The 25,943-nt window shown below is 65.3% G+C and carries 31 protein-coding genes; 16 read left to right on the top strand and 15 right to left on the bottom strand.

Annotated features, from left to right (window positions below; translation table 11 throughout):
• Position 1: 1 nt before the first annotated feature.
• Both IAE34_RS03735 and prlC read right to left on the bottom strand, forming a co-directional pair.
• Positions 2 to 280 carry a YheV family putative zinc ribbon protein gene (locus IAE34_RS03735; RefSeq protein ID WP_200137508.1) on the bottom strand — a complete coding sequence of 93 codons (279 nt, stop codon included), beginning with the start codon at positions 278 to 280 and terminating at the stop codon, positions 2 to 4.
• Positions 277 to 2,364, bottom strand: coding sequence for an oligopeptidase A (gene prlC / locus IAE34_RS03730; RefSeq protein WP_200137507.1), 2,088 nt, complete (start codon positions 2,362 to 2,364; stop codon positions 277 to 279). The genes IAE34_RS03735 and prlC overlap by 4 nt, the downstream gene beginning before the upstream one ends.
• 66 nt (positions 2,365 to 2,430) lie before the next feature.
• On the opposite strand from prlC, the gene IAE34_RS03725 reads away from it, so the two are divergent.
• Together IAE34_RS03725 and IAE34_RS03720 are read left to right on the top strand one after the other, a co-directional pair.
• Positions 2,431 to 2,979, top strand: a complete 549-nt coding sequence (locus IAE34_RS03725) for a gamma carbonic anhydrase family protein (RefSeq protein WP_200137506.1) — start codon at positions 2,431 to 2,433, stop codon at positions 2,977 to 2,979.
• Between the two features lie 36 nt (positions 2,980 to 3,015).
• On the top strand, positions 3,016 to 3,666 hold the full coding sequence (locus IAE34_RS03720; protein WP_200137505.1) for an HAD family hydrolase: 651 nt from the start codon (positions 3,016 to 3,018) through the stop codon (positions 3,664 to 3,666).
• Between the two features lie 27 nt (positions 3,667 to 3,693).
• Here IAE34_RS03720 and IAE34_RS03715 read toward each other — a convergent pair whose 3' ends face one another.
• Positions 3,694 to 4,758, bottom strand: a complete 1,065-nt coding sequence (locus IAE34_RS03715) for an aminopeptidase (protein ID WP_200137665.1) — start codon at positions 4,756 to 4,758, stop codon at positions 3,694 to 3,696.
• Positions 4,759 to 4,843: 85 nt separating this feature from the next.
• Between IAE34_RS03715 and IAE34_RS03710 the strand changes: the two genes are divergently transcribed.
• The gene (locus tag IAE34_RS03710; protein WP_200137504.1) at positions 4,844 to 5,257 is read left to right on the top strand and encodes a PA0061/PA0062 family lipoprotein; all 414 of its coding nucleotides are present in this window, start codon (positions 4,844 to 4,846) and stop codon (positions 5,255 to 5,257) included.
• Positions 5,258 to 5,300: 43 nt separating this feature from the next.
• Positions 5,301 to 5,714 carry a PA0061/PA0062 family lipoprotein gene (locus IAE34_RS03705; protein WP_200137503.1) on the top strand — a complete coding sequence of 138 codons (414 nt, stop codon included), beginning with the start codon at positions 5,301 to 5,303 and terminating at the stop codon, positions 5,712 to 5,714.
• 36 nt (positions 5,715 to 5,750) lie between these two features.
• Here IAE34_RS03705 and IAE34_RS03700 read toward each other — a convergent pair whose 3' ends face one another.
• Both IAE34_RS03700 and IAE34_RS03695 read right to left on the bottom strand, forming a co-directional pair.
• Positions 5,751 to 5,984, bottom strand: a complete 234-nt coding sequence (locus IAE34_RS03700) for a DUF1161 domain-containing protein (protein WP_200137502.1) — start codon at positions 5,982 to 5,984, stop codon at positions 5,751 to 5,753.
• A 61-nt stretch (positions 5,985 to 6,045) separates the two neighbouring features.
• Complete coding sequence (locus IAE34_RS03695) at positions 6,046 to 6,471, bottom strand: OsmC family protein (RefSeq protein WP_200137501.1); 426 nt, start codon at positions 6,469 to 6,471, stop codon at positions 6,046 to 6,048.
• 158 nt (positions 6,472 to 6,629) lie between these two features.
• Between IAE34_RS03695 and IAE34_RS03690 the strand changes: the two genes are divergently transcribed.
• Positions 6,630 to 7,631, top strand: a complete 1,002-nt coding sequence (locus IAE34_RS03690; protein WP_200137500.1) for an LLM class flavin-dependent oxidoreductase — start codon at positions 6,630 to 6,632, stop codon at positions 7,629 to 7,631.
• 95 nt (positions 7,632 to 7,726) lie between these two features.
• Here IAE34_RS03690 and IAE34_RS03685 read toward each other — a convergent pair whose 3' ends face one another.
• Positions 7,727 to 7,948, bottom strand: coding sequence for a DUF1161 domain-containing protein (locus IAE34_RS03685; RefSeq protein ID WP_200137499.1), 222 nt, complete (start codon positions 7,946 to 7,948; stop codon positions 7,727 to 7,729).
• Positions 7,949 to 8,058: 110 nt separating this feature from the next.
• A complete protein-coding gene (locus IAE34_RS03680; protein WP_200137498.1) occupies positions 8,059 to 8,274 on the bottom strand; it encodes a dodecin in 216 nt (71 codons plus the stop codon).
• A gap of 150 nt (positions 8,275 to 8,424) precedes the next feature.
• Between IAE34_RS03680 and IAE34_RS03675 the strand changes: the two genes are divergently transcribed.
• On the top strand, positions 8,425 to 8,748 hold the full coding sequence (locus IAE34_RS03675; protein ID WP_200137497.1) for a DUF883 family protein: 324 nt from the start codon (positions 8,425 to 8,427) through the stop codon (positions 8,746 to 8,748).
• Here the strand turns inward: IAE34_RS03675 and IAE34_RS03670 are convergent.
• Positions 8,745 to 9,686, bottom strand: a complete 942-nt coding sequence (locus IAE34_RS03670; RefSeq protein ID WP_200137496.1) for a LysR family transcriptional regulator — start codon at positions 9,684 to 9,686, stop codon at positions 8,745 to 8,747. The genes IAE34_RS03675 and IAE34_RS03670 overlap by 4 nt on opposite strands.
• 91 nt (positions 9,687 to 9,777) lie before the next feature.
• On the opposite strand from IAE34_RS03670, the gene trpB reads away from it, so the two are divergent.
• The 3 genes from trpB to IAE34_RS03655 all read left to right on the top strand — a co-directional run bounded on the left by trpB (position 9,778) and on the right by IAE34_RS03655 (position 12,223).
• A complete protein-coding gene (gene trpB, locus IAE34_RS03665) occupies positions 9,778 to 10,995 on the top strand; it encodes a tryptophan synthase subunit beta (RefSeq protein WP_200137495.1) in 1,218 nt (405 codons plus the stop codon).
• On the top strand, positions 10,992 to 11,801 hold the full coding sequence (trpA, locus tag IAE34_RS03660) for a tryptophan synthase subunit alpha (RefSeq protein WP_200137494.1): 810 nt from the start codon (positions 10,992 to 10,994) through the stop codon (positions 11,799 to 11,801). Before trpB ends, trpA begins: the two co-directional genes overlap by 4 nt.
• A 113-nt stretch (positions 11,802 to 11,914) precedes the next feature.
• Positions 11,915 to 12,223: a hypothetical protein gene (locus tag IAE34_RS03655; RefSeq protein WP_200137493.1), complete on the top strand. Its 309-nt coding sequence runs from the start codon at positions 11,915 to 11,917 to the stop codon at positions 12,221 to 12,223.
• Positions 12,224 to 12,236: 13 nt separating this feature from the next.
• Here the strand turns inward: IAE34_RS03655 and IAE34_RS03650 are convergent, their stop codons facing one another.
• A complete protein-coding gene (locus IAE34_RS03650) occupies positions 12,237 to 13,193 on the bottom strand; it encodes a choline sulfate utilization transcriptional regulator (protein WP_200137492.1) in 957 nt (318 codons plus the stop codon).
• Positions 13,194 to 13,301: 108 nt separating this feature from the next.
• Between IAE34_RS03650 and betC the strand changes: the two genes are divergently transcribed.
• Genes betC through IAE34_RS03635 form a run of 3 tightly spaced genes read left to right on the top strand, consistent with a single transcriptional unit; the run spans position 13,302 to position 17,383 of the window.
• On the top strand, positions 13,302 to 14,819 hold the full coding sequence (betC, locus tag IAE34_RS03645; RefSeq protein ID WP_200137491.1) for a choline-sulfatase: 1,518 nt from the start codon (positions 13,302 to 13,304) through the stop codon (positions 14,817 to 14,819).
• Between the two features lie 14 nt (positions 14,820 to 14,833).
• Positions 14,834 to 15,766 carry a choline ABC transporter substrate-binding protein gene (gene choX / locus IAE34_RS03640; protein ID WP_200137490.1) on the top strand — a complete coding sequence of 311 codons (933 nt, stop codon included), beginning with the start codon at positions 14,834 to 14,836 and terminating at the stop codon, positions 15,764 to 15,766.
• Positions 15,767 to 15,817: 51 nt separating this feature from the next.
• On the top strand, positions 15,818 to 17,383 hold the full coding sequence (locus tag IAE34_RS03635) for a SulP family inorganic anion transporter (protein ID WP_200137489.1): 1,566 nt from the start codon (positions 15,818 to 15,820) through the stop codon (positions 17,381 to 17,383).
• Positions 17,384 to 17,397: 14 nt separating this feature from the next.
• On the opposite strand, the gene aroE is transcribed toward IAE34_RS03635, so the two are convergent.
• The gene (aroE, locus tag IAE34_RS03630; protein WP_200137488.1) at positions 17,398 to 18,222 is read right to left on the bottom strand and encodes a shikimate dehydrogenase; all 825 of its coding nucleotides are present in this window, start codon (positions 18,220 to 18,222) and stop codon (positions 17,398 to 17,400) included.
• 13 nt (positions 18,223 to 18,235) lie between these two features.
• Positions 18,236 to 19,159: an oxygen-dependent coproporphyrinogen oxidase gene (hemF, locus tag IAE34_RS03625; protein WP_200137487.1), complete on the bottom strand. Its 924-nt coding sequence runs from the start codon at positions 19,157 to 19,159 to the stop codon at positions 18,236 to 18,238.
• 132 nt (positions 19,160 to 19,291) lie between these two features.
• On the opposite strand from hemF, the gene IAE34_RS03620 reads away from it, so the two are divergent.
• Positions 19,292 to 20,269: an NADPH:quinone reductase gene (locus IAE34_RS03620; protein WP_200137486.1), complete on the top strand. Its 978-nt coding sequence runs from the start codon at positions 19,292 to 19,294 to the stop codon at positions 20,267 to 20,269.
• Here the strand turns inward: IAE34_RS03620 and IAE34_RS03615 are convergent.
• From IAE34_RS03615 to dprA, 4 genes are all read right to left on the bottom strand, one after another.
• Positions 20,196 to 20,519, bottom strand: coding sequence for a type II toxin-antitoxin system Phd/YefM family antitoxin (locus IAE34_RS03615; RefSeq protein WP_200137485.1), 324 nt, complete (start codon positions 20,517 to 20,519; stop codon positions 20,196 to 20,198). The genes IAE34_RS03620 and IAE34_RS03615 overlap by 74 nt on opposite strands.
• A 39-nt stretch (positions 20,520 to 20,558) precedes the next feature.
• Positions 20,559 to 20,870 carry a DUF3077 domain-containing protein gene (locus IAE34_RS03610; RefSeq protein WP_200137484.1) on the bottom strand — a complete coding sequence of 104 codons (312 nt, stop codon included), beginning with the start codon at positions 20,868 to 20,870 and terminating at the stop codon, positions 20,559 to 20,561.
• A gap of 338 nt (positions 20,871 to 21,208) precedes the next feature.
• A complete protein-coding gene (locus IAE34_RS03605; protein WP_200137483.1) occupies positions 21,209 to 21,766 on the bottom strand; it encodes an L-threonylcarbamoyladenylate synthase in 558 nt (185 codons plus the stop codon).
• Between the two features lie 16 nt (positions 21,767 to 21,782).
• On the bottom strand, positions 21,783 to 22,901 hold the full coding sequence (gene dprA / locus IAE34_RS03600; RefSeq protein WP_200137482.1) for a DNA-processing protein DprA: 1,119 nt from the start codon (positions 22,899 to 22,901) through the stop codon (positions 21,783 to 21,785).
• Positions 22,902 to 23,130: 229 nt separating this feature from the next.
• Between dprA and def the strand changes: the two genes are divergently transcribed.
• From def to rsmB, 3 genes are read left to right on the top strand one after another with little or no spacing between them, the layout of a single operon-like run.
• A complete protein-coding gene (def, locus tag IAE34_RS03595) occupies positions 23,131 to 23,637 on the top strand; it encodes a peptide deformylase (RefSeq protein WP_200137481.1) in 507 nt (168 codons plus the stop codon).
• A gap of 60 nt (positions 23,638 to 23,697) precedes the next feature.
• The gene (fmt, locus tag IAE34_RS03590; protein WP_200137480.1) at positions 23,698 to 24,630 is read left to right on the top strand and encodes a methionyl-tRNA formyltransferase; all 933 of its coding nucleotides are present in this window, start codon (positions 23,698 to 23,700) and stop codon (positions 24,628 to 24,630) included.
• The gene (gene rsmB, locus IAE34_RS03585) at positions 24,627 to 25,937 is read left to right on the top strand and encodes a 16S rRNA (cytosine(967)-C(5))-methyltransferase RsmB (protein WP_200137479.1); all 1,311 of its coding nucleotides are present in this window, start codon (positions 24,627 to 24,629) and stop codon (positions 25,935 to 25,937) included. The genes fmt and rsmB overlap by 4 nt, the downstream gene beginning before the upstream one ends.
• The last annotated feature ends 6 nt before the right edge of the window (positions 25,938 to 25,943 follow it).

Genomic DNA, 25,943 nt, shown 5'->3' with positions numbered 1-25,943 from the left:
CTCAGTGCGGTTTCTTCAACTTGGGGTTGGGGAAGAACTGCACTGTCTGCACCTGGACCGGCTGCGCCTTGACCGCCGGCTGATTGACCCGCGTGCCGAGCTCCTTGGGCACGGAAAGGCCCTGCTCATTGAGCGTATCGGTGAAACCGCAGGCCACGCACTCGCGGTGCGGGACGCCGTCCTCGTTCCACATCATCAGCTTGTCCGGCTCGCTGCACGCCGGGCATACCGCCCCGGCGATGAAGCGCTTGCGGGTTCTGCTCACGGCGTCGTCGCTCATGCCGCAGCATCCTCGCTCAGGCCGCTGTGACGCAGCAAGGCGTCAATGGACGGCTCGCGACCACGGAAGTCGACGAACAGCACCATCGGCGCCCGCGAGCCGCCACGGGCCAGGATCGCCTCGCGGAAGGCGCGACCGGTCTCGGCGTTGAGCACGCCTTCTTCCTCGAAGCGCGAGAAGGCGTCGGCCGACAGCACTTCGGCCCACTTGTAGCTGTAGTAGCCCGCCGCATAACCGCCAGCGAAGATGTGCGCGAAGCTGTTGGGGAAACGGTTGTAGGCCGGCGGGCGCATCACCGTGACTTCGTCGCGAACGCCTTCGAGCACCTGCAGCACGCTACGGCCGTCACCATGGGTGGCGTGCAGCTCGAAGTCGAACAACGAGAACTCCAGCTGGCGCACCATCATCATGCCGGACTGGAAGTTCTTCGCCGCCAGCATCTTGTCCAGCAGGTCCTGTGGCAGCGGCTCGCCGGTTTCGTAATGGGCGGACATCAGCGCCAGGCCTTCGGGCTCCCAGCACCAGTTCTCCATGAACTGGCTCGGCAGTTCCACCGCATCCCAGGCCACGCCATTGATGCCGGAAACGCCCGCATGCTCGATCCGGGTGAGCAGGTGGTGCAGACCGTGGCCGAACTCGTGGAACAGGGTGGTGACTTCATCATGGGTCAGCAGCGCCGGCTTGCCGGGCGCAGCCGGGGTGAAGTTGCACACCAGGTTGGCCACCGGGCTCTGCAACGCGCCGCTGGCGGTGCGGCGACGGTCGCGAGCGCCGTCCATCCAGGCACCGCCGCGCTTGTTGGCCCGGGCATAGAGGTCGAAGAAGAAGCGCCCGACGTGCTGGCCGTTCTCCTTGATCTCGAACAGGCGCACATCCGGGTGCCAGGCATCGAAGCCCTGCAACTCGGCGATCTCGATGCCGTACAGACGCTGGACGATGCTGAACAGCCCACCCAGCACCTTGTCGATCGGGAAGTAGGCGCGCAGCGCTTCCTGGGACACGCTGTAGCGCTGCTCGCGCAGCTTCTCGCCGTAGTAGCCGGCATCCCAGCTCGCCAGCTCGGGGCAGCCCTGCTCGGCGGCGTAGGCCTTGAGCTGGGCCAGGTCCTGAGCGGCGAACGGCTTGGAGCGCCTGGCCAGGTCGCGCAGGAAACTCAGCACCTGGTCGCTCGATTCGGCCATCTTGGTGGCCAGGCTCAGCTCAGCGTAGTTGGCATAGCCCAGCAGGGCAGCCAGTTCCTGACGCAGGTCGAGAATCTCGGCCATGATCGGGCCATTGTCGAACTGGCCGGCATTCGGGCCTTGGTCGGATGCCCGCGTGCAGTAGGCGGCGTAGAGCTCTTCGCGCAGGGCGCGGTCGTTGGCATAGGTCATCACCGCGTAGTAGCTGGGGAACTCCAGGGTGATCAGCCAACCGTCGAGGCCCTTGGCCTGGGCGGCTGCGGCCATCTGCGCCTTGGCCGAATCGGTCAGGCCATCCAGCGCGGCCTCGTCGGTGACGTGCTTGGTCCAAGCCTGGGTCGCATCGAGCAGCTGGTTGGAGAATCGGCTGCCCAACTCGCTCAGGCGGCTCTGCACCTCGGCGTAGCGCTGCTGCTGATCGGCCGGCAGGTCGATGCCCGAGAGGCGGAAGTCGCGCAGGGCGTGTTCGAGGAGGGTCTTCTGCGCCACGTCGAAGCTCGCCGCTTCAGGGCTGGCGGCCAGTGCCTGGTAAGCTTCGAACAGCGCACGGTTCTGGCCCAGTTCGGTGGAGTAGGCGCTCAGGGCCGGCAGGCACGACTCGTAGGCCTCGCGCAGCGCCTGGCTGTTGCACACCGCGTTGAGGTGGCTCACCGGGCTCCAGGCGGCACCCAGGCGATCATTGAGTTCGTCCATCGCCAGCACCAGGCCGGCCCAGGAGGGGTTCTTGCCCTGCTGCTCGAGGATATCGGCGATGGCCTTGCGGTTGTCGGCCAGGATCTGCTCGACCGCCGGCAGCACGTGTTCGGCACGGATCGCGGAGAAGGGTGGCAGGTCATGGGACTGCAGAAGCGGGTTGTTCGCACTCACGGTTTGGATACCTTGGCAGGAGAAACACCTGACCATCTTAATTACAATCGACGCCGACCGCAGCAGGCAGCCCGCCTATCGGCACAGTAGAGGAACACGATCATGGCCATCCGCACCTTCGGCGAGCACACGCCGAGCCTCGGCCCGCGCGCCTTCGTCGACCGTTCGGCGGTGGTCATCGGCGACGTGACTATCGGCGAGGACAGCTCGGTCTGGCCGCTCACGGTGATCCGTGGCGACATGCACCGCATCCGCATCGGTGCACGCACCAGCGTGCAGGACGGCAGCGTGCTGCACATCACCCATGCCGGGCCGTTCAACCCGGAGGGTTTCGCCCTGACCATCGGCGACGAGGTGACCCTCGGCCACAAGGTCCTGTTGCACGGCTGCACCCTGGGCAACCGCATTCTGGTCGGGATGGGCAGCACGCTCATGGATGGCGCCATCGTCGAGGACGAGGTGATCATCGGCGCCGGCAGCCTGGTGCCGCCGGGCAAGCGCCTGACCAGCGGCTACCTGTACGTCGGCAGCCCGGTGAAACAGGTGCGCCCGCTCACCGACAGGGAACGCGCCTTCTTCGCCTACAGCGCGGGCAACTACGTGAAGCTCAAGGACCAGCACCTGGCCGAAGGCTACGACCGCCCCGAATGAGCGCCTCGCGCGCCCCACTGCCCAACGGACTTCCCCATGCATCAGAGCACCATCCTCTTCGACCTCGACGGCACCCTCACCGACCCGCGCCTTGGCATCACCCGCTCGATCCAGTACGCCCTGGCCAAGCTGGGCATCGACGAGCCGGATCTGACCCGCCTCGAGCACTTCATCGGTCCACCCCTGCTGCAAGCCTTCATGCAGTTCTATGGTTTCGACGAAGCCAAAGCCTGGCAGGCGGTGAACTTCTACCGCGAACGGTTCCGGGTGACCGGGCTGTACGAGAACCAGGTGTTCGAGGGCATTCCGGCATTGCTCCAGGCCTTGAACGAGCAGGGCCGTACCTTGTACGTCGCCACTTCCAAGCCCTGGGAGTTCGCCCGTGAAATCGCCCGGCATTTTGCCTTCGACCGCTATTTCAAGGTGATCTATGGCAGCGAACTGGATGGCACCCGGACCAACAAGGTCGAACTGATCGCCCACTTGCTGCACGAGGAACGCCTGGATCCGACCCAGACGCTGATGATCGGCGACCGCAAGCACGACCTGATCGGCGCCCACAGCAACGGCTTGCAGGCGGTCGCGGTGGGCTACGGGTTCGGCAGCCGCGAGGAACTGAAGGCCCAGGCGCCGGCGTTTCACTTCGACACCGTGGCCAGTCTGCATCGGGCGTTCGAGTTGGCGTGATGACCCGAGCGCGTTCTGGCGCTCGCGTTACAGCAGCCGCTGCAACGCCGCGTGTCGCCGCTCCGCAGGCAGATGCCCCAATGCCTCGACCCGCGCATAGAACGCGTCCCAGTCTCCACCCACTTCGCGATACAGCGCCGCGAATGCAGGTACCCACTGGTCGTAAAGGCCGAAAGGCAGCAGCTTGGCGTTGCTCATCGGGCTGTACATCCAGGCGTCGTAGCGTCGGTCGCCCGCCCACTGGGTGTCGCGCAGCTGCCGGTAGTCTTCGCGCATCCGCTGGAATTGCGCCTGTTTGGCCCTGAGCTTGTCGGCAGGGCTCAGCGGCCCGGCGTACACGGCCTGCAACCGTTCACGAGTGGCCAGCACCAGGTTCACGAACTGCTCGCGCTGCCCAGCCCCTGCTTCGTGCAGCACGGGCAGCCCACGCGCTGCCCGCCACTGGCGCGTCCCCTCCTGCTCGACGAAGGTGGCGAATGACTCGTTGAAGGCCGTGTCATCCTTCACGTAGAACCGCTGGTGCGCCAGTTCGTGAAAGATCAGCGTGGCCAGGCGCTCATCGCTCCAGCCGAGCATGGACGACAGAATGGGATCGTCGAACCAGCCCAGCGTCGAGTAGGCCTCTACGCCACTGACATAGACATCCAGCCCCTGTGCTCGCATCAGCGCCGCCGCACCTCGTGCATCGCCCTGGCGGTAGTAACCGCGATACGCCACGCATCCGGCGATGGGAAAACAGTGGGTAACTGGTTGCAGGGACAATGCCGGGGTGGCGAACAGGTTCCACACCACATAGGGACGGCCAAGTTCGGCGTAGAGCCGGTAGCTGCGGTTGTCCGGAAGCTTCAACTGCGTGCTGGCGAACGCGCGAGCGCGCTCGGCCCGTTGCAAGCGCTGGCGCAGTTGCGGATCGGTGGCAGGATCGTCCAGTACCTGGGCGACCGGCTGGCGCGAGCGCAGCAGCTGCCATTGCCCTTCGGCGAGCTGGCCATAGTAGCCGAGCGTGCTGCAACCACCGAGCAGCACGACAGCCAGCAGGGGAACAAAGACCGTGAAAATGCGGTCCAGAGGCGCGTGGCCTGAGCGCTGTATACGAAAACGTCGAATCATCAGGGCTGTTCATCCTGCGCAGGGCCAAGTGCGTACCAAGACTATCTTGCCAGAGGACCCCTTCGCCATGCGTACACTGCTCGCCCTAGGCGCCTGCGCACTGCTCGCTGCCTGTTCCACCTTGCCCGACCCGGACCCCAGCCAGGCGTGGGTGGACCTCGCGCCCGGCGACGCCACCTCCCTGCACGCGGTGCAGGTGGACGAGCGTGACTGGGCCGACGAGCGCTATTTCGAAGTGCCTCCAGGCAACCATGAATTGACCGTGCGCTACCGTTTCCCCGTGGCACCCAGCAACATTGGCGCAGTGGACGAACCGCTGTGGCGAGATTGCCAGCTCAACCTCAGCTTCAAGGATTTCAACGCCGGTCAACGCTACAGCCTGCAGGCCGGGACCATCGGCTTCAGGCCCTGGGTGAAGCTGTACGACGAACAGCGAAAACTCATGAGCCAAGGAGAGCCAGCAGGGTGCCAGCACAGCTGATCGACGCTATGCTTGAGCCTTGAAAAGGCCAGTGGAGTTCCCTATGCGCCAGCCCATGATGCTGATCGCCCTCAGTGCACTGGGGGCCTGCGCCAGCCCCTTGCCTCCAAAAGATCCGGCCCAGGCGTGGGTCGACCTCTATACCGTCACCCCAGGTCGGGTGATCATGGCCGACAAGCTGGACGGCGAGCGGCTGGACGATGGGCGCTACTTCCAGGTCAGCCCGGGTGCACACGAACTGGTGGTGCGCTTCGACTATGAGCTCACCGCTGGCCTGTTCACCACCAGCCCAACCGATCGCACCTGCTACCTGACCGTGCGCTTCGATCATTTCGAAGCTGGCGGACATTACCGCCTGGAGGCGAGGGCGCCGGCCATGCAGCCACAGGTCCACCTCTATGACGCCAGGCGCGCAGTGCTGGTCGACGAACCCAGCAACGTCTTCTGCATTCCGTAAGGCCTGCAAGGCTTGGCAGGCAGCTGAACCAGATCGCTACTGGTCGTTCTTCTGATAGATGATCTTGCGCGAGCCGTTGTCGCAACTACCCACGACCATGTTCTGGTCGGTGACATCCTGATTGGCTACGATTTCCAGGGTGTAGGAAGGGACGGCAGCGGCCTGGATCTTGGCTTCGATTTCGGCCTTGAGCTTTTCGCAGGGCAGGGGCTCAGCGACGACCGAGGTGGCCAGCACCGAGCCCAGAACGACGGATGCTACGCGGATCATGGTGAGACTCCTGAAAGGGCAGGCAATCTGCCGACCCCTTCAGTTTACTGCAAAGACCGTGTTACGAGAGCAGCGTCGCGTCCAGGGTGATGTCGGCATTCAACACCTTGGATACCGGACAACCGGCCTTGGCCTTGTTGGCGATTTCCTTGAACTGCTCTTCAGTGGCGCCCGGCACCTTGGCCTTGAGCGTCAGGTGCACGGCGGTGATCGCGAAGCCATCGCCCTGCTTGTCCAGCGTCACTTCGGCGATGGTGTCGATGCGCTCGGGAGTGAGGTTTTCCTGGCCCAGCATCATCGACAGCGCCATGGAGAAGCAGCCGGCGTGTGCGGCACCGATCAGTTCTTCGGGGTTGGTACCGGGCGAACCCTCGAAACGCGTGTTGAAACCGTAGGGGTTCTGCTTGAGCGCACCACTCTCGGTGGACAGTCGGCCCTTGCCATCCTTGATACCACCTTCCCAGATCGCCGATGCTGTCTTTTTCATGTTGCCTCCTGGTCGTACGGTTAAGGTCTACAGATTTTCTGAGGCTTGGCTCTACGGCAAGTTCAGAGCAATCCGACGGCTGCCATTGAATCTCCAGCGCTTCGCCCATACAGAGACCTCAAGGCCCCAGGGCCAACCCACTGCCTGCGGAGGTTGCGATGACGCAGTTGCACGACCTGAAAATCTCCACCCTCGACCTGGTACCGGTACGCGCCGACAGCGGCCCGGCCCAGTCCCTGCGCAACTCGCTCGACCTCGCCCAACATGTCGAACGCCTGGGCTATCACCGCTTCTGGGTCGCCGAGCACCACAACATGGACGGCATCGCCAGTTCGGCGACTGCCGTGTTGATCGGCTACCTGGCCGGCGGTACTTCACGCATCCGCATCGGCTCCGGTGGCGTGATGCTGCCCAACCATGCACCGCTGGTGATCGCCGAACAGTTCGGCACCCTGGCCAGCCTCTACCCCGGTCGGATCGACCTGGGCCTGGGCCGTGCGCCGGGCTCCGACCAGATGACCGCCCGTGCGCTGCGCCGCGAACGCTCCGGCAGCGCCGACGACTTCCCCGACGACGTCGAGGAGCTGTCACGCTATCTGGGCCCACGCACCGATGACCAGAAGGTCATCGCCGTGCCGGGTCACGACACCGACGTGCCCCTGTGGCTGCTCGGTTCGAGCCTGTTCAGTGCCCAGCTCGCAGGCATGCGCGGCATGCCCTACGCGTTCGCGTCGCACTTCGCCCCTCACTACATGCACCAGGCCATACGGGTCTACCGTGACCACTTCAAGCCCTCGACCACCCTGGACAAGCCTTATGTGATGCTGGGTGTGCCCATGGTAGTGGCGGACACCGACGAGCAGGCCGACTACCTGGCCACCTCGGTGTACCAGCGCATTCTGGCGCTGATGCGCGGGCAGAGCCTGATGCAGCGACCGCCCGTTGCCAGCATGGATGGCCTGTGGCTGCCACACGAGCGCGACGCAGTGGGCAATTTCCTGGGCCTGGCGATGATCGGCAGCCCCGAGAAGGTCAGGGCCAAGGTGGAGGTTCTGCTGGAGCAGACCGGGGCGCACGAGCTGATCTTCACCTGCGACCTGTACGAGCACAGCGACCGGCTGCGTTCGTACGAGCTGTTGGCTCACGCGCTCAAAGGCTGAACAGGGCGCAATTGAAAAGGCCGCTACGAGGGCGTAGCGGCCTTTTCATGAACTGCTATGGGTCGGGACCCGCATCGGCACTTGGCCCGGCCAGATCAATGGCGGGTATAGACGATCTTCTTGGTGCCACCTTCGCAGGTGCCCACTTCCTTGCCAGCCGAATCGTTCCGGTCGACGACATCCAGGGTATAGCCCTGAACGCCCTTGGCATCGAGCTTGCTCGCAATCTCGCTCTTGAGCTCTTCACAGGGCTTGCCTGCTGCGAGGGTGACGCCAGCGAACATCATCAGGCCTGCGGCCAGAAACACTTTCTTCATCGTCATCGTTCCTTGTGCGGATCAAAAAAGCAGGGTAGGGCAACCCGGTGAGTGGGTGCCCCTGGAAATACATACCTCACGGCGCCGTTCGATGCTAGCGCCGTGCTGTTTCAACTGTTCGCGATGCGAAAACCGACCTTCAAGGTGACCTGGTAGTGCGCCACCTTGGCATTCTCGATGTGGCCACGGGTTTCGACGACTTCGAACCACTGCATGTGCTGGATGCTCTGGGAAGCTTCGGCCAAGGCATTGTTGATGGCGTCTTCGATGCTGGTGGTCGAGGAACCGACGATTTCGACCTTCTTGTAGGTGTGGTGCTCGGACATGGAAGCTCTCCTCGAATCAAAGGTATGGCCGAGGTGAACACCCCGGCCTGGTCTACCTGCGAGGGGTCAACACGTCGAAAAGTTCGATCGCACTTTCCCGCTGCGTTGCAGTCGCACAGTTATCATCCCTACCCATGAAGGAGACGCCACATGGCCCGTAATTCACTGCGCAAGACTTCCCTGGAAAGCATGGAAGCGGAGATCGAGAGCCTGCTCAAGACCCTGGAAGAGCTCAAGGGTGACGCTTCGGAAGAAACCCAGAAAACCATGAAGGCCCTGCGCGGCAACGCCCAGAACGCGCTGAAGCACTCTCGTAGCCTGATTTCCGATGCCTACGAGGAAGTGAAGACCCGCACCAAGGAAACCGGCATCGCCACCCGCGACTATGCCCAAGAGCACCCGTGGACCACCGCTGGCGTGGCTGTCGGTGCGCTGGGCCTGCTGGCCGCCGTTCTGCTGTGCCGTCGCAACTAATCGCTTCTTCGTAATTCCTGGCGCAGCCACTGCGCCAGCTGCTCGGCGCGCCCATCAGCGGAGCGGCGCGGCACCCAGAGCGCCAGCGTCGCCGAGGTGGGCGTGAAGCCCCACGGCGCCGCCAGGCGTCCCGCCTCGAGGTCGTCCGCCACCAGGTGCTGCGGGGCGATGGCCACCCCCAGACCTGCCGCCGCTGCCTCCAACAGATAGTACAGGTGCTCGAACGTCTGGCCGTAGCTCAGGTCGTCCGGCTGCACGGCATTTTCAGTCGCCCAGGTGGGCCAGGCCTGAGGTCGCGACGCCGTGCCCAGCAGCCGCTCCTCGCACAAGGCATGCACGGGCGCTTCACGCAGCCGCTGGAAACTTGGGAAATGCGGGCTCACCACGGGGCCGATCGATTCTTGCGCCAGCACGTGCACTTGCATGTCGGCCGGCCAGGGTGGCTCGGCGTAGACCAGCAGCGCATCGAGCCCCGGGCGTCGTGGGTCCAGGTCACCTTCGCCGGCCGACAGGTGCAGGCGCAGTTCAGGCAGGTCAGCCTGCAGCCGGCCTAGGCGCGGAATGAACCAACGTGCCAGCAGGCTGCCGGAGCAACCCAGCACGAATGGCGCCTGGTCGAGGTCGCGCGCGAGCTCGCCGCAGACGCTGCGCAACCGGTCGAAGGCATCGACGCTGGCGTCACGCAGCCGGACCCCGGCATCTGTGAGTTTGACGCCTCGTCCATCCTTGACGAACAACGCCACTCCAAGATGCGTCTCCAGCACCTTGATCTGCCGGCTGACGGCGCCATGAGTGACGTGCAGCTGCTCGGCCGCCTGACTGACACTGTTGAGTCGAGCAGTGGCCTCGAAGGCGCGCAGGGCATTGAGCGGTGGCAGGTCCAAGGACATGATGAGTGAGTTTTCCTGACATGTTGGCGCAATCTTATCGGTTTTCATCCACCGTTGCGCTGGGTAGAGTAGCTCCATCGATCGACGGCCAGCGCGGCGCTTGCCCGATCCCACCCTTCACTTGCCTGCGGAGCGTCCCATGACCCAGTCCCACTACCGCCCCGGCCCCGACGCCAACGGCCTGTTCGGCTCGTTCGGCGGCCGCTACGTGGCCGAAACCCTGATGCCCCTGGTGCTGGACCTGGCCCGCGAGTACGAAGCGGCCAAGGCCGACCCCGAATTTCTCGAACAGCTGGCGTACTTTCAGCGCGACTACATCGGTCGACCAAACCCGCTGTACTTCGCCGAGCGCCTGACCGAACACTGCGGGGGCGCGAAGATCTTCCTCAAGCGCGAAGAGCTCAACCACACCGGCGCGCACAAGGTGAACAACTGCATCGGCCAGGTGCTGCTGGCCAAGCGCATGGGCAAGAAGCGCCTGATCGCCGAAACCGGCGCCGGCATGCACGGCGTGGCCACGGCCACCGTGGCCGCACGTTTCGGTCTGCCATGCGTGATCTACATGGGCGCCACCGACATCGAACGCCAACAGGCCAACGTGTTCCGCATGAAGCTGCTGGGCGCCGAGATCGTCCCGGTCACGGCCGGAACCGGCACGCTCAAGGATGCCATGAACGAGGCCCTGCGCGACTGGGTCACCAATGTCGAGGACACCTTCTACCTGATTGGCACCGTCGCTGGCCCGCATCCGTACCCAGCTATGGTCCGCGACTTCCAGTCGATCATCGGCAAGGAAACCCGCGCCCAGCTGCAGGAGAAGGAAGGGCGCCTGCCCGACAGCCTGGTGGCCTGCGTGGGTGGCGGCTCCAATGCCATGGGCCTGTTCCACGACTTCCTCCAGGATGCCAGCGTGCAGATCATCGGCGTGGAGGCCGGCGGTCACGGCGTGCACACCGACAAGCACGCTGCCAGCCTGAACGGCGGTGTGCCTGGCGTGCTGCACGGCAACCGCACCTACCTGCTGCAGGACGACGACGGCCAGATCACCGACGCCCACTCCATCTCGGCGGGCCTGGACTACCCGGGCATCGGTCCCGAGCATGCCTACCTGCATGAGGTCAAACGCGTCGAATACGTGAGCATCACCGACGACGAGGCGCTGGACGCGTTCCACGCCACCTGCCGCCTGGAGGGCATCATTCCGGCCCTGGAAAGTGCCCACGCCCTGGCCGAAGCGCTCAAGCGCGCGCCGTCCCTGCCCAAGGATCACCTGATGGTGGTCTGCCTCTCGGGCCGAGGCGACAAGGACATGCACACCGTGATGAACCACATGGCCGCCCAGGAGAAACAGGCATGAGCCGTCTTCAACACCGCTTCGCCGAACTCCAGGCCGAAGGTCGCGCGGCACTGGTCACCTTCGTCACTGCAGGCGACCCTGGCTACGACGCCTCGCTGGAAATCCTCAAGGGCCTGCCGGCTGCCGGGGCCGATGTCATCGAGCTGGGCATGCCGTTCACCGACCCCATGGCCGACGGCGTGGCGATCCAGCTCGCGACCCTGCGCGCTTTGGAGGCCGGGCAGACCCTGGCGAAAACCTTGCAGATGGTCCGCGAGTTCCGCATCGGCGACCAGACCACGCCGATCGTGCTGATGGGCTATTACAACCCCATCCACCGCTATGGCGTCGAGCAGTTCGTGGCCCAGGCCCAGGCCGCCGGCGTCGACGGCCTGATCATCGTCGACCTGCCCCCGGAGCACGACACCGAACTGGCCTCCCCGGCCCAGGCCGCCGGCATCGACTTCATTCGCCTGACCACGCCCACCACCGACGACGCACGCCTGCCTCGCGTACTCGAACGCAGCTCCGGCTTCGTCTACTACGTGTCGGTGGCCGGTGTGACCGGTGCCGGCTCGGCGACCACCGAGCACGTGCAGGACGCCATCGCCCGTCTGCGTCGCCATACCGACCTGCCGATCAGTGTCGGCTTCGGCATCCGTACCCCCGAGCAGGCAGCAGCCATCGCCAGGCTGGCCGATGGCGTGGTGGTGGGTTCGGCGCTGGTCGACAAGATCGCCCAGGCCAAGCACCCGGGTCAGGCCGTCAGCGAAGTGTTGAGTCTGTGCTCGGCGCTGGCCGATGGCGTGCGCGGCGCTCGGCGCTGAGGTGAGCCAAGGCTTGCTGCGGGGCCGGGGTCGCTTACTGACAATTCTGCCAGTAGCACTCCGGCCGCGTCTTTTGCACGATGAATGTCCATCTCGTCAAAGGAACCGCTGCCATGCGTCTTATCTCATCCGCACTGCTGGCTCTGCTCATGTCTGGCTCGGCACTGGCTGCTACCTGCCCGGAACCCAAGGACATTCAGGAGGCTGCGCAGCAAAGCACCCAGGATGGCTTCGAGGGTTACGAGTACAGCGCCGACAAAGGTAAGTGGAAAGGCTTCGCGCCCAACGCCGATGACCAGGGCACCAAGGAAATCCAGCTCGAAACCCTGACGCTGCAAAACTCCCGGGAAGGCGACAAGTCCGTCATCTGCCGGTATCAGGACGCCAAGGGCGGGGCGCTGAGTATTTCGGGACGCAAGTGACGGCGTCGTGGGGCTACTGACCGAACCCCAGCCCCGAAAGTGGCGAGGCCGCTTCGTCGGCAAGCGGCTCGCCGCTGCCGAGCTCGGCTTGCACCCACTGCACGAAGCGTTCGATCAGTGCCCCGCGCCGTTTGCGCGGCGGCAGCATCAAGTGGTACCCGCGTGTCGAGCGCAGGGTTGCGGTCCACGGTCGGCACAGCAACCCTTGTTCCACCAGGTCATCGACCAGATGGCTCCAGCCGATCGCAACGCCCTGGCCGGCGATGGCCGCCTGGACCAGCAGGGTGTAGTTGTCGAAACGCAGCTGCCCGGGCGGGGGCGGGCTGGTCAGGCCCAGGCCCTGGAAAACACCGGTCCAGTCGAACCAGCGGCTGGTCTGCTCACCGCGCAGATGCAGCAAGGGCAGATGCTGCAGCGCCTCGACCCCCTGCGGGCCATCCGGCACGAGACGTGGACTGCACACGGGGAACACTTCTTCGTCGAACAGTCGGCGGCTTTCGCCCTGAGGCAAGCGCCCATCGCCGAACAGCACCGCCACATCGATGTCCGGACGCAGCATCGCCAGGCCACGCTCACCCGTCACCAGGCTCACGTCTACCTGTGGATAAAGGGCGTGGAAGCGTTGCAGCCGAGGCATCAGCCAGAACGAGGCGAAGGCGAAGTCGGTGGCCACCTGCAACACTTCGCGTTGTCGGCGCCCACTGGCCTCGGCCACCCCATCGTCCATGGCCTGAAGCGCCAGGTGAGTCTGCTCGAACAGCGTGCGACCTGCTTCAGTCAGCTCGATGCCGCGGTAGATGCGGTCGAACAGCCTTGCACCGATCTGCCCTTCGAGCCGCTTGATCTGCTGGCTCACGGCCGGTTGCGTGGTGCCCAGCTCCAGCGCCGCCGCAGTGAAACCGCCCAGGCGCGCGGCGGCCTCGAATACGCGAAGGCTTTCCAGGGTCAGTCCAGCGAGGTGCTCGAACATAAGCTCAGCTAATCCCAGTCATTGTGCGCCATGGGGTTTACCCAGCGTGGGCAGGATCCCACTCTCTATCGAAGAGCTTACACATAACGTTCAACGATGGAAGCGCCCATGAAACGACCCAACATCCTCTTCATCATGGCCGACCAGATGGCAGCCCCCTTGCTGCCGATCCATGGCCCGTCGCCGATCAAGATGCCCAACCTGGTGCGCCTGGCCGAGCAGGCCGTGGTATTCGATTCCGCCTACTGCAACAGTCCATTGTGTGCACCGTCGCGCTTCACCCTGGTCAGCGGCCAGTTGCCCAGCCGTATCGGCGCCTACGATAACGCGGCGAACTTTCCGGCCGACGTGCCCACCTACGCTCACTACCTGCGTCGCCTCGGCTATCGCACGGCGCTGTCGGGCAAGATGCATTTCTGCGGGCCGGACCAGTTGCACGGCTACGAGGAGCGCCTGACCAGCGACATCTACCCCGCCGACTACGGCTGGGCGGTGAACTGGGACGCCCCTGACGAGCGTCCCAGCTGGTACCACAACATGTCTTCGGTGCTGCAAGCCGGACCATGCGTGCGCACCAACCAGCTTGATTTCGACGAAGAGGTGGTGTTCAAGGCGCGTCAGTATCTCTACGACCACGTGCGCGAGGACGATGACCGCCCGTTCTGCCTGACCGTATCGATGACCCACCCCCACGACCCCTACACCATTCCCAAGGCCTACTGGGATCGCTACGAGGGTGTGGATATCCCCATGCCTCGCGACGTGTACGCCCAGCACGAGCAGGACCCACACGCCCAGCGCCTGCTAAAGGTCTACGACCTGTGGGACAGACCCCTGCCTGTGGACAAGATCCGCGATGCCCGTCGTGCCTACTTCGGCGCGTGCAGCTACATCGACGACAACATCGGCAAGCTGCTGCATACCCTGGAAGAATGCGGGCTGGCCGAGGACACGGTGATCATCTTCTCGGGCGATCACGGCGACATGCTCGGCGAGCGTGGCCTCTGGTACAAGATGCACTGGTTCGAGATGGCGGCGCGGGTGCCGCTGCTGGTGCACGCACCGGCACGCTTCGCGGCGGCGCGGGTGAGCGCCAGCGTGTCCACCTGCGACCTGCTGCCTACCCTGGTCGAGCTGGCCGGTGGTGCTGTGGACAACCAGCTGCACCTGGATGGCCGTTCGCTGCTCGGCCATTTGCAAGGGCAGGGCGGCCATGACGAGGTGATCGGCGAATACATGGCCGAAGGCACGGTCGGACCGCTGATGATGATTCGCCGCGGCGCCTACAAGTTCGTGTACAGCGAAGACGACCCGTGTCTACTCTATGACCTGAGCCACGACCCGCACGAGCGGGAGAACCTCGCCGGCAGCCCGGATCACCAGGCGCTGCTGCAGGCATTGGTCGATGAAGCGCGTCGGCGCTGGGACATTCCCACCCTGCGCCAACAGGTGCTGGCCAGCCAGCGCCGCCGCCGCCTGGTGTCCAGGGCGCTGGCCATCGGCAAGCTGGAAAGCTGGGACCATCAGCCGGTGGTCGATGCCAGCCAACAGTACATGCGCAACCACATCGATCTCGACGACCTCGAGCGCAAGGCACGTTATCCACAACCCGCCCCCCTGGATTGAGACAAGAGGCCGCCATGCAGATGTTCTCCCCCGCCATGCTCGCCCTAGCCCTGAGCCTGGGCCCCCTGACCGCCCAGGCGGCAGACTCCGATGCCCAATGCAGCACCGTGCGCCTGGCCGATCCCGGCTGGAGCGACATCGCCTCCACCAACGCCATCGCTCGCCTGCTGTTCGAGCCGTTGGGCTATGCCGTGAAGATCGAGAGCCTGGCGGTGCCGATCATCTACGGGGGGCTCAAGGACGGCAAGATAGACGCGTTCCTGGGTAACTGGATGCCGGCCCAGCAGGGCTTCCATGACAAATTCGTCGCCAGCGGCGAGGTGAAACGGTGGGCGCGCAATCTCGAAGGCACCCAGTTCACCCTCGCCGTACCCGACTACGTGTACAAGGCGGGCGTAAAGGATTTCGCCGACCTGAACGCACACGCCGCGCAGTTCGACAGGAAACTCTACGGCATCTCCGCGGGCGCGCCGGCCAACCTGTCGCTCAAGGAAATCATCGAACAGAACGCCTTCGACCTGGGTCAGTGGAAACTGGTCGAATCCAGCGAGCAAGGCATGCTGGCCCAGGTCGACAGGGCGGTGAAGAATGACAAGTTCATCGTGTTTCTCGGCTGGACGCCTCACCCGATGAACGTGAAGCTCAAGATGCACTACCTGACCGGCGGCGAGAAATGGTTCGGCAACGATGGCGAAGTCTTCACACTGGTGCGCAATGGTTATCCACAGGCGTGCCCGAATGCAGCGAAGCTGCTGACGAACCTCAGTTTCACCCTGGACATGGAAAACGCGATCATGGCCGAGGTGGTGGACAAGAAGATCAGCTTCGACCAGGCCGCCAAGCACTGGGTGAAGGCGCACCCTGAGGTGCTCGACGCCTGGCTCGCCGGCGTGAGCCGCAAGGACGGCGGTGCGGCACTGGAGGCGGTGAAAGCGGGAATACTGTAGCGTCTGTCGTTCGTGCAGGCGTCAACGAAACTTCGGAGTTGCCGATATGCCATGCGTCGCTTGAGCCTTTTTCTGCCGTTTCTGGCCTGGCTGCCTCGGCTGAGCGGTCGCAGCCTGCGTCAGGACCTGCTGGTGGGGCTCAGTGGAGCGATCCTGGCGCTGCCGCAGTCGATCGCCTATGCGCTGATCGCAGGGCTGCCCGCCGAGTACGGCCTTTACGCAGCCATCGTTCCGGTGCTGATCGCGTGTCTGTGGGGTTCCTCCTGGCACCTGATCTGCGGCCCCACCGCCGCCATTTCCATCGTGCTATACGCCAGTATCAGCCCGCTGGCAGTGGCCGGCAGTGACGACTACATCACCCTGGTGTTGCTGCTGACTTTCCTGGGCGGCGTGTTCCAGTGGCTGCTGGGCCTGTTGCGCTTCGGCACCCTGGTGAACTTCGTCTCCCATTCCGTGGTGCTGGGCTTCACCCTCGGCGCTGCCATCGTCATCGCCCTCGGTCAGTTGCCCAGCCTGATGGGCATGCACCTGCCCAGCCAGGCGACGGCGCTCAAGACCGCACTGGACCTGTTCGAGCACCTGCGCGAAGTCGATCTGCCGTCGCTGGTCCTGGGCCTGTCGACACTGGCGTTCGGTGTCGCCCTCAAACTGTGGCGCCCACGCTGGCCAGCGCTGTTGCTCAGCCTGGCGCTGGTGAGCCTGGTGGCCTGGGCGCTGCCAGGCTACTTCGCCCACGTGCCACGCGTACCGGCCTTCATTGGACGACTGCCGCCGCTGAGCCCCTTGCCGCTGCTGGACGTCGAACTCGTCCTTCGCCTGCTGCCCAGTGCCGTGGCGGTGGGCATGCTCGGGCTGGTCACCAGCCTTTCCATCGCCCGCTCGCTGTCGGCGCGCTCCGAGCAGTTGATCGACGCCGACCAGGAGATCCGCGCCCAGGGCCTGTCGAACATGGCTGGTGCGCTGTTTTCGGGCTACCTGTCATCGGGCTCGTTCACCCGCTCGGGGCTGAACTTCGAGGCCGGGGCCCGCTCGCCGATGGCCGGGGTGTTCTCGGCGCTGTGGCTGGCGCTGTTCGCCGTACTGGGCGCCGGCCTGATCGCGCACCTGCCCATCCCTGCGATGGCCGGCAGCATTCTGCTGATCTGCTGGGGGCTGGTGGATCGGCGCGCGATCGGCGCCTTGTTCCGGGTGAGCCGCGCCGAATTCGCGGTCATGGCGCTGACCGCCACGGCGACGCTGCTGCTGGAGTTGCAGACCGCCATCTATGCTGGCGTGCTGGCCTCGCTGTTCTTCTACCTCAAGCGCACCTCGCGCCCCCGGGTGGTGCAGAGCCGCGAAGGGCAGGCGGACGTGCTGCGGGTGGGCGGCTCGATCTTCTTCGGCGCGGCCCACTACCTGCAAGTGCGTCTGCAACGCTGCGAAGGGCCGCAGGTGGTGATCGACGCGCGGCAGATCAACTTCATCGATTATTCCGGCGTGGACATGCTCCACCGCGAGGCGCGGCGCCTGGCGCGCAGCGGCGCCAGCCTGACCCTGCGCGGTGCCCGGCCCCAGGTCCGGGAAGAACTGGAGAAGCTCGAAGGCGCGTCGGGCTGCCCGATCCACTTCCAAGACTGACGCCCCGCCTGCGCTCAGCCGCGGGCCAACTGCCTGCGCAACTCGTCCAGCACGGGGACGGTATCGGGGCGAACGCCGCGCCAGAGGTGAAAGGCCTCGGCCGCCTGTTCGGCGAGCATGCCCAGCCCGTCCAGCACCTGGGCCGCACCCAGGTCGCTCGCCCAGCGGCAGAACGGCGTGGGCTGCTTGCCGTACATCATGTCGTAGCACACGGTGCGGCCGGCTTCGATCAGGCTCTCGGCAATCGGTGGCAGCTCGCCGGCCAGGCTCGCCGAGGTCGCGTTGACGATCACGTCCACCGGCTCCTGCAGCCAGGCGAAACCGCTGGCGACCACCGGGCCGAGCTCATCGAACTCACGGGCCAGCTGCTCGGCCTTTTCCACCGTGCGGTTGGCGATGACCAGCGACTGCGGGCGATGGACGAGAATCGGCTCCAGCACGCCGCGCACAGCCCCACCAGCGCCCAGGATGAGCACGCGTTTACCGGCCAGGCTTGCCCCCGCGTTGACCGTGAGGTCGCGCACCAGGCCCGCGCCGTCGGTGTTGTCGCCCAGCAGGCGGCCATCGGCCAACTTGCTCAGCGTGTTCACCGCGCCCGCGCGCTGCGCCCGGGGCGTGAGGCTGTCGCACAGGCGATAGGCCTCTTCCTTGAACGGCACGGTGACGTTGGCGCCGCTGCCCTGCTTGAAGAAGCCTCGCGCGCAGTCGCTGAATTCATCCAGCGGCGCCAGCAAGGTGCTGTACTCCAGGGCCTGGCCGGTCTGGTCGGCGAACAGGCGGTGGATCAACGGCGACTTGCTGTGGCCGATGGGATTGCCGAATACCACGTACTGGTCCATGGGCTGTCCTCGCTTATCCACAATGTGCCTGGCCGAGCCAGTCGCGGTCTTGCAGGAAATAGTCGGTCAGCCGCGCTTCCTCGCTGCCGGGCGCCGGCTTCCAGTCGTAGCCCCAGCGCACCTGCGGTGGCAGCGACATCAGGATCGACTCGGTACGCCCGCCCGATTGCAGGCCGAACAGGGTGCCACGGTCATAGACCAGGTTGAACTCCACGTAGCGGCCCCGACGAAACTCCTGGAACTCACGTTGTTCGGGCGTCCAGGGCAGCGCCTTGCGCCGCTGCACGATGGGCAGGTAGGCGTCGATGTAGGCGTCCCCGATGGCGCGGATGAAGGCGAAACAGGTGTCGAAGTCCCATTCGTTCAGGTCGTCGAAGAACAGCCCGCCGATACCCCGTGGCTCGCCGCGGTGCTTGAGGTGGAAATAGCGGTCGCACCAGGCCTTGTAGCGTGGGTAGACGTCCGCGCCGAACGGCGCGCAGGCCTGCTCGGCCACGCGGTGCCAGTGGATGCAGTCTTCTTCGTTGCCGTAGTAGGGCGTGAGGTCGAAGCCGCCCCCGAACCACCACACTGGCTCTTCGCCTTCCTTCTCGGCGCTGAAGAAGCGCACGTTGGCGTGGGACGTCGGCACATGCGGGTTGTGCGGGTGGATCACCAGCGACACGCCCAGCGCCTGGAAGCCGCGCCCGGCCAGTTCCGGACGATGGGCGCTGGCCGAAGGCGGCAGCCCGGCCCCGAACACATGGGAAAAATTCACGCCGCCTTTCTCGATCACCTGGCCATCGCCGACCACCCGCGTGCGGCCACCGCCACCGGCCTCGCGTACCCAGGCGTCCTCGACGAAGCGGGCGCCGCCGTCTTCGGCTTGGAGGGCAGCGCAGATGCGGTCTTGCAGGTCGAGCAGGTAGGCCTTCACGGCCTCGGTACGGCTGGTCATCGGTTCACCTGGAAGGGGCAGGGTGGCATGGACGGCGTAGCATACCATCGGGCAACGCTACGCCGCAGTTGACGGCCGTCAAGCAAAGGCGTCCGATGGAGGGCCTTGCGACGATCATGACAGGAGTGTGCGATGGCCAAGCGAATCGAGTTCAGCCAGCATGGCGGCCCGGAAGTCCTGCGGTGGGTGGAGTTCGACCCGGCCCCACCGGGCGCCGGCCAAGTGCGGGTACGCAACCAGGCGATCGGCCTGAACTTCATCGACACCTATTTCCGTGGCGGGCTCTACGCGCCGCCGTCGCTGCCGTCCGGCCTGGGCACCGAAGGCGCGGGTGTGGTCGACGCAGTAGGCGAGGGGGTGACCCGCCTGAGCGTGGGCGACCGTGTCGCCTACGCAGGCGGGCCGCTGGGCGCCTACGGCGAGTACCACACGCTGCCCCAGGCCAACCTGGTGAAGCTGCCCGAGAGCATCAGCTTCGAACAGGCGGCCGCGGTGATGCTAAAAGGGCTCACCACCCAGTACCTGCTCAAGCAGACCTACGCCGTGCAGCCCGGTGACTTCGTGCTGTTCCATGCCGCTGCCGGCGGCGTCGGCTCGCTGGCCTGCCAGTGGGCCAAGGCGCTGGGGGCCAAGCTGATCGGCACGGTCGGATCGGCCGAGAAAGCCGAACGGGCCAAGGCGCTCGGGGCCTGGGCGACCATCGACTACAGCCACGAAGACGTGGCCCAGCGCGTGCTGGAGCTGACCGATGGGCACAAGTGCCCGGTGGTGTACGACGGCGTCGGCGCCGACACCTGGCTCACGTCGCTGGACTGCCTGCGCCCGCGCGGCCTGATGGTGAGCTTCGGCAACGCCTCCGGCGCGGTGACCGGGGTGAACCTGGGAATCCTGTCGCAGAAAGGCTCGCTGTACGTCACGCGTCCGACCCTGGCCACCTACGCCAACACCGCCGAAAACACCCAGGCCATGGCCGACGACCTGTTCGCCATGATCGCCAGCGGCAAGCTGGTGGTGGACATTCAGCAGCGCTATCCGCTCAGCGAAGCGGCCAAGGCGCAGGAGGCGTTGGCGGCGCGCAGGACGGTGGGGTCGACGGTGTTGTTGCCGTAGCTTCACCTGGGTGCGAGTCGTGGCCGCTGAGCTCGGCTCGCACAACGGGGGCTTTTCTCAGTCGTGATCGGTTCGCAGAGGAACTGAGCAGATAGAGTGTCTCATGCATCCCGTTGTAGTCTTGCAGAGACAGCATCACTAAAGGCTGACCACGCTCACGGATGATGACTGTGGGTTCGTGATCACGACATACATCATCTATCGTCTGCTTCAGATCGGCCCGAGCTTGGCTAAACGTGATTACGTGCATGAGCCAATCCTTTCAGGATGAGAGGGCTGAGCCGGCCTTTCAGTCGGATGACAAGGCCGCCTGTTTCGCCGGAGACTCGATGCCATCGAGCATCGCATCGACTAACCCTTCGGCCATTTCCACTGCATGCAGGTTCGACCAGAACAGGCCCTTGCCGTCTTCGCGCAGGTGGTCCATTGCCTTCAGGCCGGCGTCGTAGGCGCAGCGTAGGTAGAGGGCCACATGGACGAGGGCATCATGGGGATCGATGTCGGGATTCACGGTGAAGAGGGGTGGGTGTCCGGCGTCGCAGCGGCCGAAGGGGTGGTGAGCCGTTGCAGGTAGCGGCGGGTCAGGTACGATTTTCTTCATGAGGCGCTCCTGAAAGTGGAGCTGTCACCTGCCCGTTACCACACGGATTGGGTGGCAGCTGTACGCGGGGTGGTAAACCGGGCAGGAGGCTTATTCCCGGCAGGCACACGGCCTCCCGCGCACAGCCGCCATGGCTGTGAGCCACCTGAAACATCCGGGTTACCACACCCGATCGCCAACATGTTCGGCGACGATCAGGATCCTAGAGGGGGACGTTTCCACTGTGAAGGTAATGGCGGCCGACACGCTGCGTAGGATATTTCCCTAAATCAGAAATGTGTCGCCTACTCATCCGAATCAGAAAAATCGTACCGTGCCTGCATCACGCGTCCACACCGTCACCCCGCGCGCACCACCTCGCCCGTGACCAGATCACGAATCACGCTCGGGTTCCTGCGCCCGCCCAGCGCGCCGCCGAGCACCAGGTCCAGTTCCTTGTGGAAATACTGCTCCACGCGCAAACGGCTCTTGGCCGCAGGTCGCCCGGCCGGATTGGCAGACGTGGAAATCAGTGGCCCGACCAGTGCGCACAGCTCACGCACCTGCGGGTGATCGCTGACCCGCAGCGCCACGGTGTCGTGCTCGCCAGTCACCCATTCGGGCAGCAGGTCCTGGTGCGGCACCAACCAGGTGTTCGGCCCGGGCCAGGTGCTGGCCATGCGGTCGATCCAGTCTTCGGGAAAATCCTCGAACAGGAAGTCGAACTGACGGATGTTGTCCGCCACCAGGATCAGCCCTTTATCCACAGGCCGCGCCTTGAGCGCCAGCAGGCGGTACACCGCGTCCTCGTTCCACGGATCGCAGCCCAGGCCCCAGACCGCTTCCGTCGGATAGGCGATGACCGCGCCCGCCCGTATCTCACGTGCGGCTTGCTGCACACGCCAACTGCTCACCATCGCTGTCTCTCCGCTCTTAGCCCGAAGCGCAGTGTACTGAGCCGCAACGGGCAAACCAACGTCCGGCTTCGTTGCTCACCTGGCCGGCAAGTTCCAGTTCGGTGAGGCTGGCCAGTACCTGGGCCAGCGGCAAGCCACTATTCTGTGCCAGCGCCTCGGTGGTCTGCGGCGCAGCGATCAGCAGCGCCAACAGGGGATGGTCCGGCGTGTCCACAGGTGCGGGTGGTAGATTCTGCCAGCCGCGCAGGCTGTCGACGATCTGTTCGACACTCTCCACCAGCAGCGCGCCGTCGCGAATCAGCTGGTGACAGCCCTTGGCCCCCGGATGATGGATGGAGCCGGGAATCGCGTACACCTCACGACCCTGCTCGGCCGCCAGACGCGCCGTGATCAGCGAGCCACTGGCCAGGCTCGCCTCGACCACCAGCACGCCCAGCGACAAGCCACTGATGATGCGGTTACGCCGGGGAAAGTTACCCGGTTGGGGAACGGCATCCAGGGCGAACTCAGAAACCAGTGCCCCGCCTCCCTCCACGATGGCCTCGGCGAGCGCAGCGTGGCGCTGTGGATAAAGTTTTTGCAAGCCGGAGCCCAGCACGGCGATGGTGGCGCCAGTCGCTTGCAGCGCACCCCGGTGTGCCGCGCCGTCGATGCCCAGTGCCAGGCCGCTGGTGATGGTGAAACCGCCCGCTGCCAGATGGCGCGAAAACGCCCTGGCGGTGTCCAGCGCAGGGGGTGTCGCGCGCCGGCTGCCGATCACCGCCAACTGCGGTCGCTCCAGCAACGCGGCCTCGCCTGCCACGAACAACAGCGGCGGCGCGTCGTCGGTTTCAGCCAGCAGTGCCGGGTAGCCAGGGTCGTCCCACATCAGTAAACACTGGCCCGGACGCTCTAGCCAGGCCATCGTGGCGCTCGCGCCGGTGCGCACCTCGGCGCTGCGTCGGGCCTCGGCGCAGGCCGGCGGCAGCCCCAGCGCGGCCCAGGCCCGCGCCGGTGCACTCAGGGCCGAACAGGCACTGCCGAAGGCCTGGATCAAGGTACGAAAACGGCGTGGGCCAATCTCGGGAAGCTGGTGCAAGCGCAGCCGCGCCTCCAGCTCGGCAGGGGAGCAGCTAGATGAATCGCAAGCATTCATGGCGGATCGTCCTTGATCGAAAAGCCGTGATCCACGGCGCACAACCTGTGGATAACTTTGTTGATAATACTTTGAAAAGCTGTCGATCGATTACGCCCGACAGTGCATCGGCGCACCACGCGGCGCACGCCTTGAACCCTAGCCGAGCTTTGCCAGGTGCCGAATGCGCCAATACCCTTTATTATGTGTGCTCAGTTTTCAACCAAACCCACAGTGACTGCCTGACCCTATGGCCATCTTGAACATCCTCGAATTTCCAGACCCGCGCCTGCGCACCGTCGCCAAACCGGTGACCGTGTTCGACGACGCCCTGCGCCAGCTGATCGACGACATGTTCGAAACCATGTACGAAGCGCCGGGCATCGGCCTGGCCGCCACGCAGGTCAACGTGCATCAGCAAGTGGTGGTGATGGACCTGTCGGAAGATCGCAGCGAGCCTCGGGTGTTCATCAACCCCAGCGTCGAAGAACTGACCGACGACATGGGCCAGTACCAGGAAGGCTGCCTGTCGGTGCCCGGCTTCTACGAGAACGTCGACCGCCCGCTGCGCGTGCGGGTCACCGCCCAGGACCGCGACGGCAAGCCATTCGAGCTCCAGGCCGAAGGCCTGCTGGCCGTGTGCGTGCAACACGAGTTCGATCACCTCAACGGCAAGCTGTTCGTCGACTACCTGTCCCAGCTCAAGCGCGACCGGATCAAGAAGAAGCTGGAAAAACAGCATCGTCAGCAAGCCTGATCCTCATCTTGCAGAAGGCTTGCTCCGGCAAGCCTTCTTCTTTTCTGAAGCGAGAACTCCATGCGTATCGTCTTCGCAGGCACTCCCGAGTTTGCCGCCGAACACCTCAAGGCCCTGCTCGACAGCCCGCACCAGATCGTGGCCGTCTACACCCAGCCGGACCGTCCTGCCGGCCGTGGTCAGAAGCTCATGCCCAGCCCGGTCAAGCAGTTGGCCGTGGCCCACGACATTCCCGTGCTGCAACCGCCGAGCCTGCGCAACGCCGAGGCACAGGCCAAGCTCGCCGCGCTGGCGCCGGACCTGATGGTGGTGGTCGCCTATGGCCTGATCCTGCCCCAGGCGGTGCTCGATATCCCTCGCCTGGGCTGCATCAACAGCCATGCCTCGTTGCTGCCACGCTGGCGCGGCGCGGCGCCGATCCAGCGGGCCGTCGAGGCCGGCGATGGCGAAAGCGGCGTAACCGTGATGCGTATGGAGGCGGGCCTGGATACCGGTCCCATGCTGCTCAAGGTCACCACTGCGATCAGCGCCGAGGACACCGGCGGCACCCTGCACGATCGTCTGGCGCAGATGGGCCCCGGCGCCGTGCTGCAGGCCATCGCGGGCCTTGCCGACGGCAGCCTGCAAGGCGAAGTCCAGGACGACGCCCTGGCCACCTACGCCCACAAGCTCAACAAGGACGAAGCGCGCCTGGACTTCGACCGTCCCGCGCCGGAGCTGGAGCGCCTGATTCGCGCCTTCAATCCCTGGCCGGTGTGCCACAGCACGCTGGACGGTGAGACGGTGAAGGTCCTCGCGGCGACGTTGTCCACAGGGCACGGCAAGCCCGGCGAGATCCTCGGCGCCAGCAGGGACGGCCTGGTCGTCGCCTGCGCCGAGGGCGCGCTGAGCCTCACTCGCCTGCAACTGCCCGGCGGCAAGGCACTGGCCTTCAGTGACCTGTTCAACAGCCGCCGCGAGAAGTTCGCCAGCGGCAAGGTGCTCGGCCAATGAATCCACGCCTGGCCGCCGCCCGTGCCCTGGCCGCCGTGCTCAGCGGCAAGGCCTCGCTGAACAGCTCGCTGCCCGCGCAACTGGACAAGGTCGAGGAACGCGACCGCGGCCTCACCCAGGACCTGGCTTTCGGCACCGCCCGCTGGCAGCCGCGGCTGGAACTGCTGGCCGCGCAGTTGCTGCAAAAGCCCTTCAAGGCGGCCGACAGCGATGTGCAGGCGCTGCTGCTGGTGGGCCTGTATCAACTGTTCTACACCCGCATCCCGGCCCACGCGGCCATCGGCGAAACGGTAGGCTGCGCCGACAAACTGAAAAAGCCGTGGGCCAAGGGCCTGCTCAATGCCGTGCTGCGCCGCGCGCAGCGCGAAGGCGAGGCGCTGCTGGCCGAGATGGAGCGCGATCCGGTGGTGCGTACCGCCCATCCGCGCTGGCTGCAGAAGGCACTCAAGGCCTTCTGGCCCGAGCAGTGGGAGGCCATCTGCGCCGCCAACAACGCCCATCCGCCCATGATCCTGCGGGTCAACCGCCGTCACCACAGCCGTGAGGCCTACCTGGCGCTGCTGGCGGGCGCCGGCATCGACGCCAGCCCCTGCCGCTACAGCCGCGACGGCATCGTTCTGGCCCAGGCCTGCGACGTGCGCGGCCTGCCAGGCTTCGCCGAGGGCTGGATCAGCGTTCAGGACGAAGCGGCACAATTGTCCGCCGACCTGCTGGAACTGGCGCCCGGCCAGCGCGTGCTCGACGCCTGCTGCGCGCCCGGTGGCAAGACCTGCCACCTGCTCGAAGCCGAGCCCGGTCTGCAACATCTGGTGGCCATCGACCTGGAGGCCAAGCGCCTGACCCGCGTGCGCGAAAACCTCGACCGTCTCAAGCTCGACGCCGAGCTGATCGCCTGCGATGCCCGCGAAACCGCCACCTGGTGGGACGGCAAGCCCTTCCAGCGCATCCTGCTCGACGCGCCTTGCTCGGCCACCGGCGTGATCCGTCGTCATCCGGACATCAAGCTGACCCGTCAGGCCGACGACATACCGGCCCTGGCCGCGCTGCAAGGCGAGCTGCTCGATGCGCTGTGGCCCACGCTGGAAGTCGGCGGCATGCTGCTGTACGCCACCTGTTCGAGCCTGCCGACCGAGAACACCGAGGTGATCGACGCCTTCCTCGCGCGCACCCCCGGTGCCCGCGAGCTGGACCTGGCGACCGAGGCCGGCCTGCGCCAACCCCATGGCCGCCAGTTACTGGCCCAGGAAGACGGTCACGACGGTTTCTACTATGCCAAGCTGATCAAGATCGCCGCTTCGCGCGGATGAGTATCT

Origin of the sequence: Pseudomonas sp. S30 (assembly GCF_016518545.1) — a bacterium.
Lineage (GTDB): Bacteria > Pseudomonadota > Gammaproteobacteria > Pseudomonadales > Pseudomonadaceae > Aquipseudomonas.
This window is presented reverse-complemented; position numbering and strand designations above follow the sequence as displayed.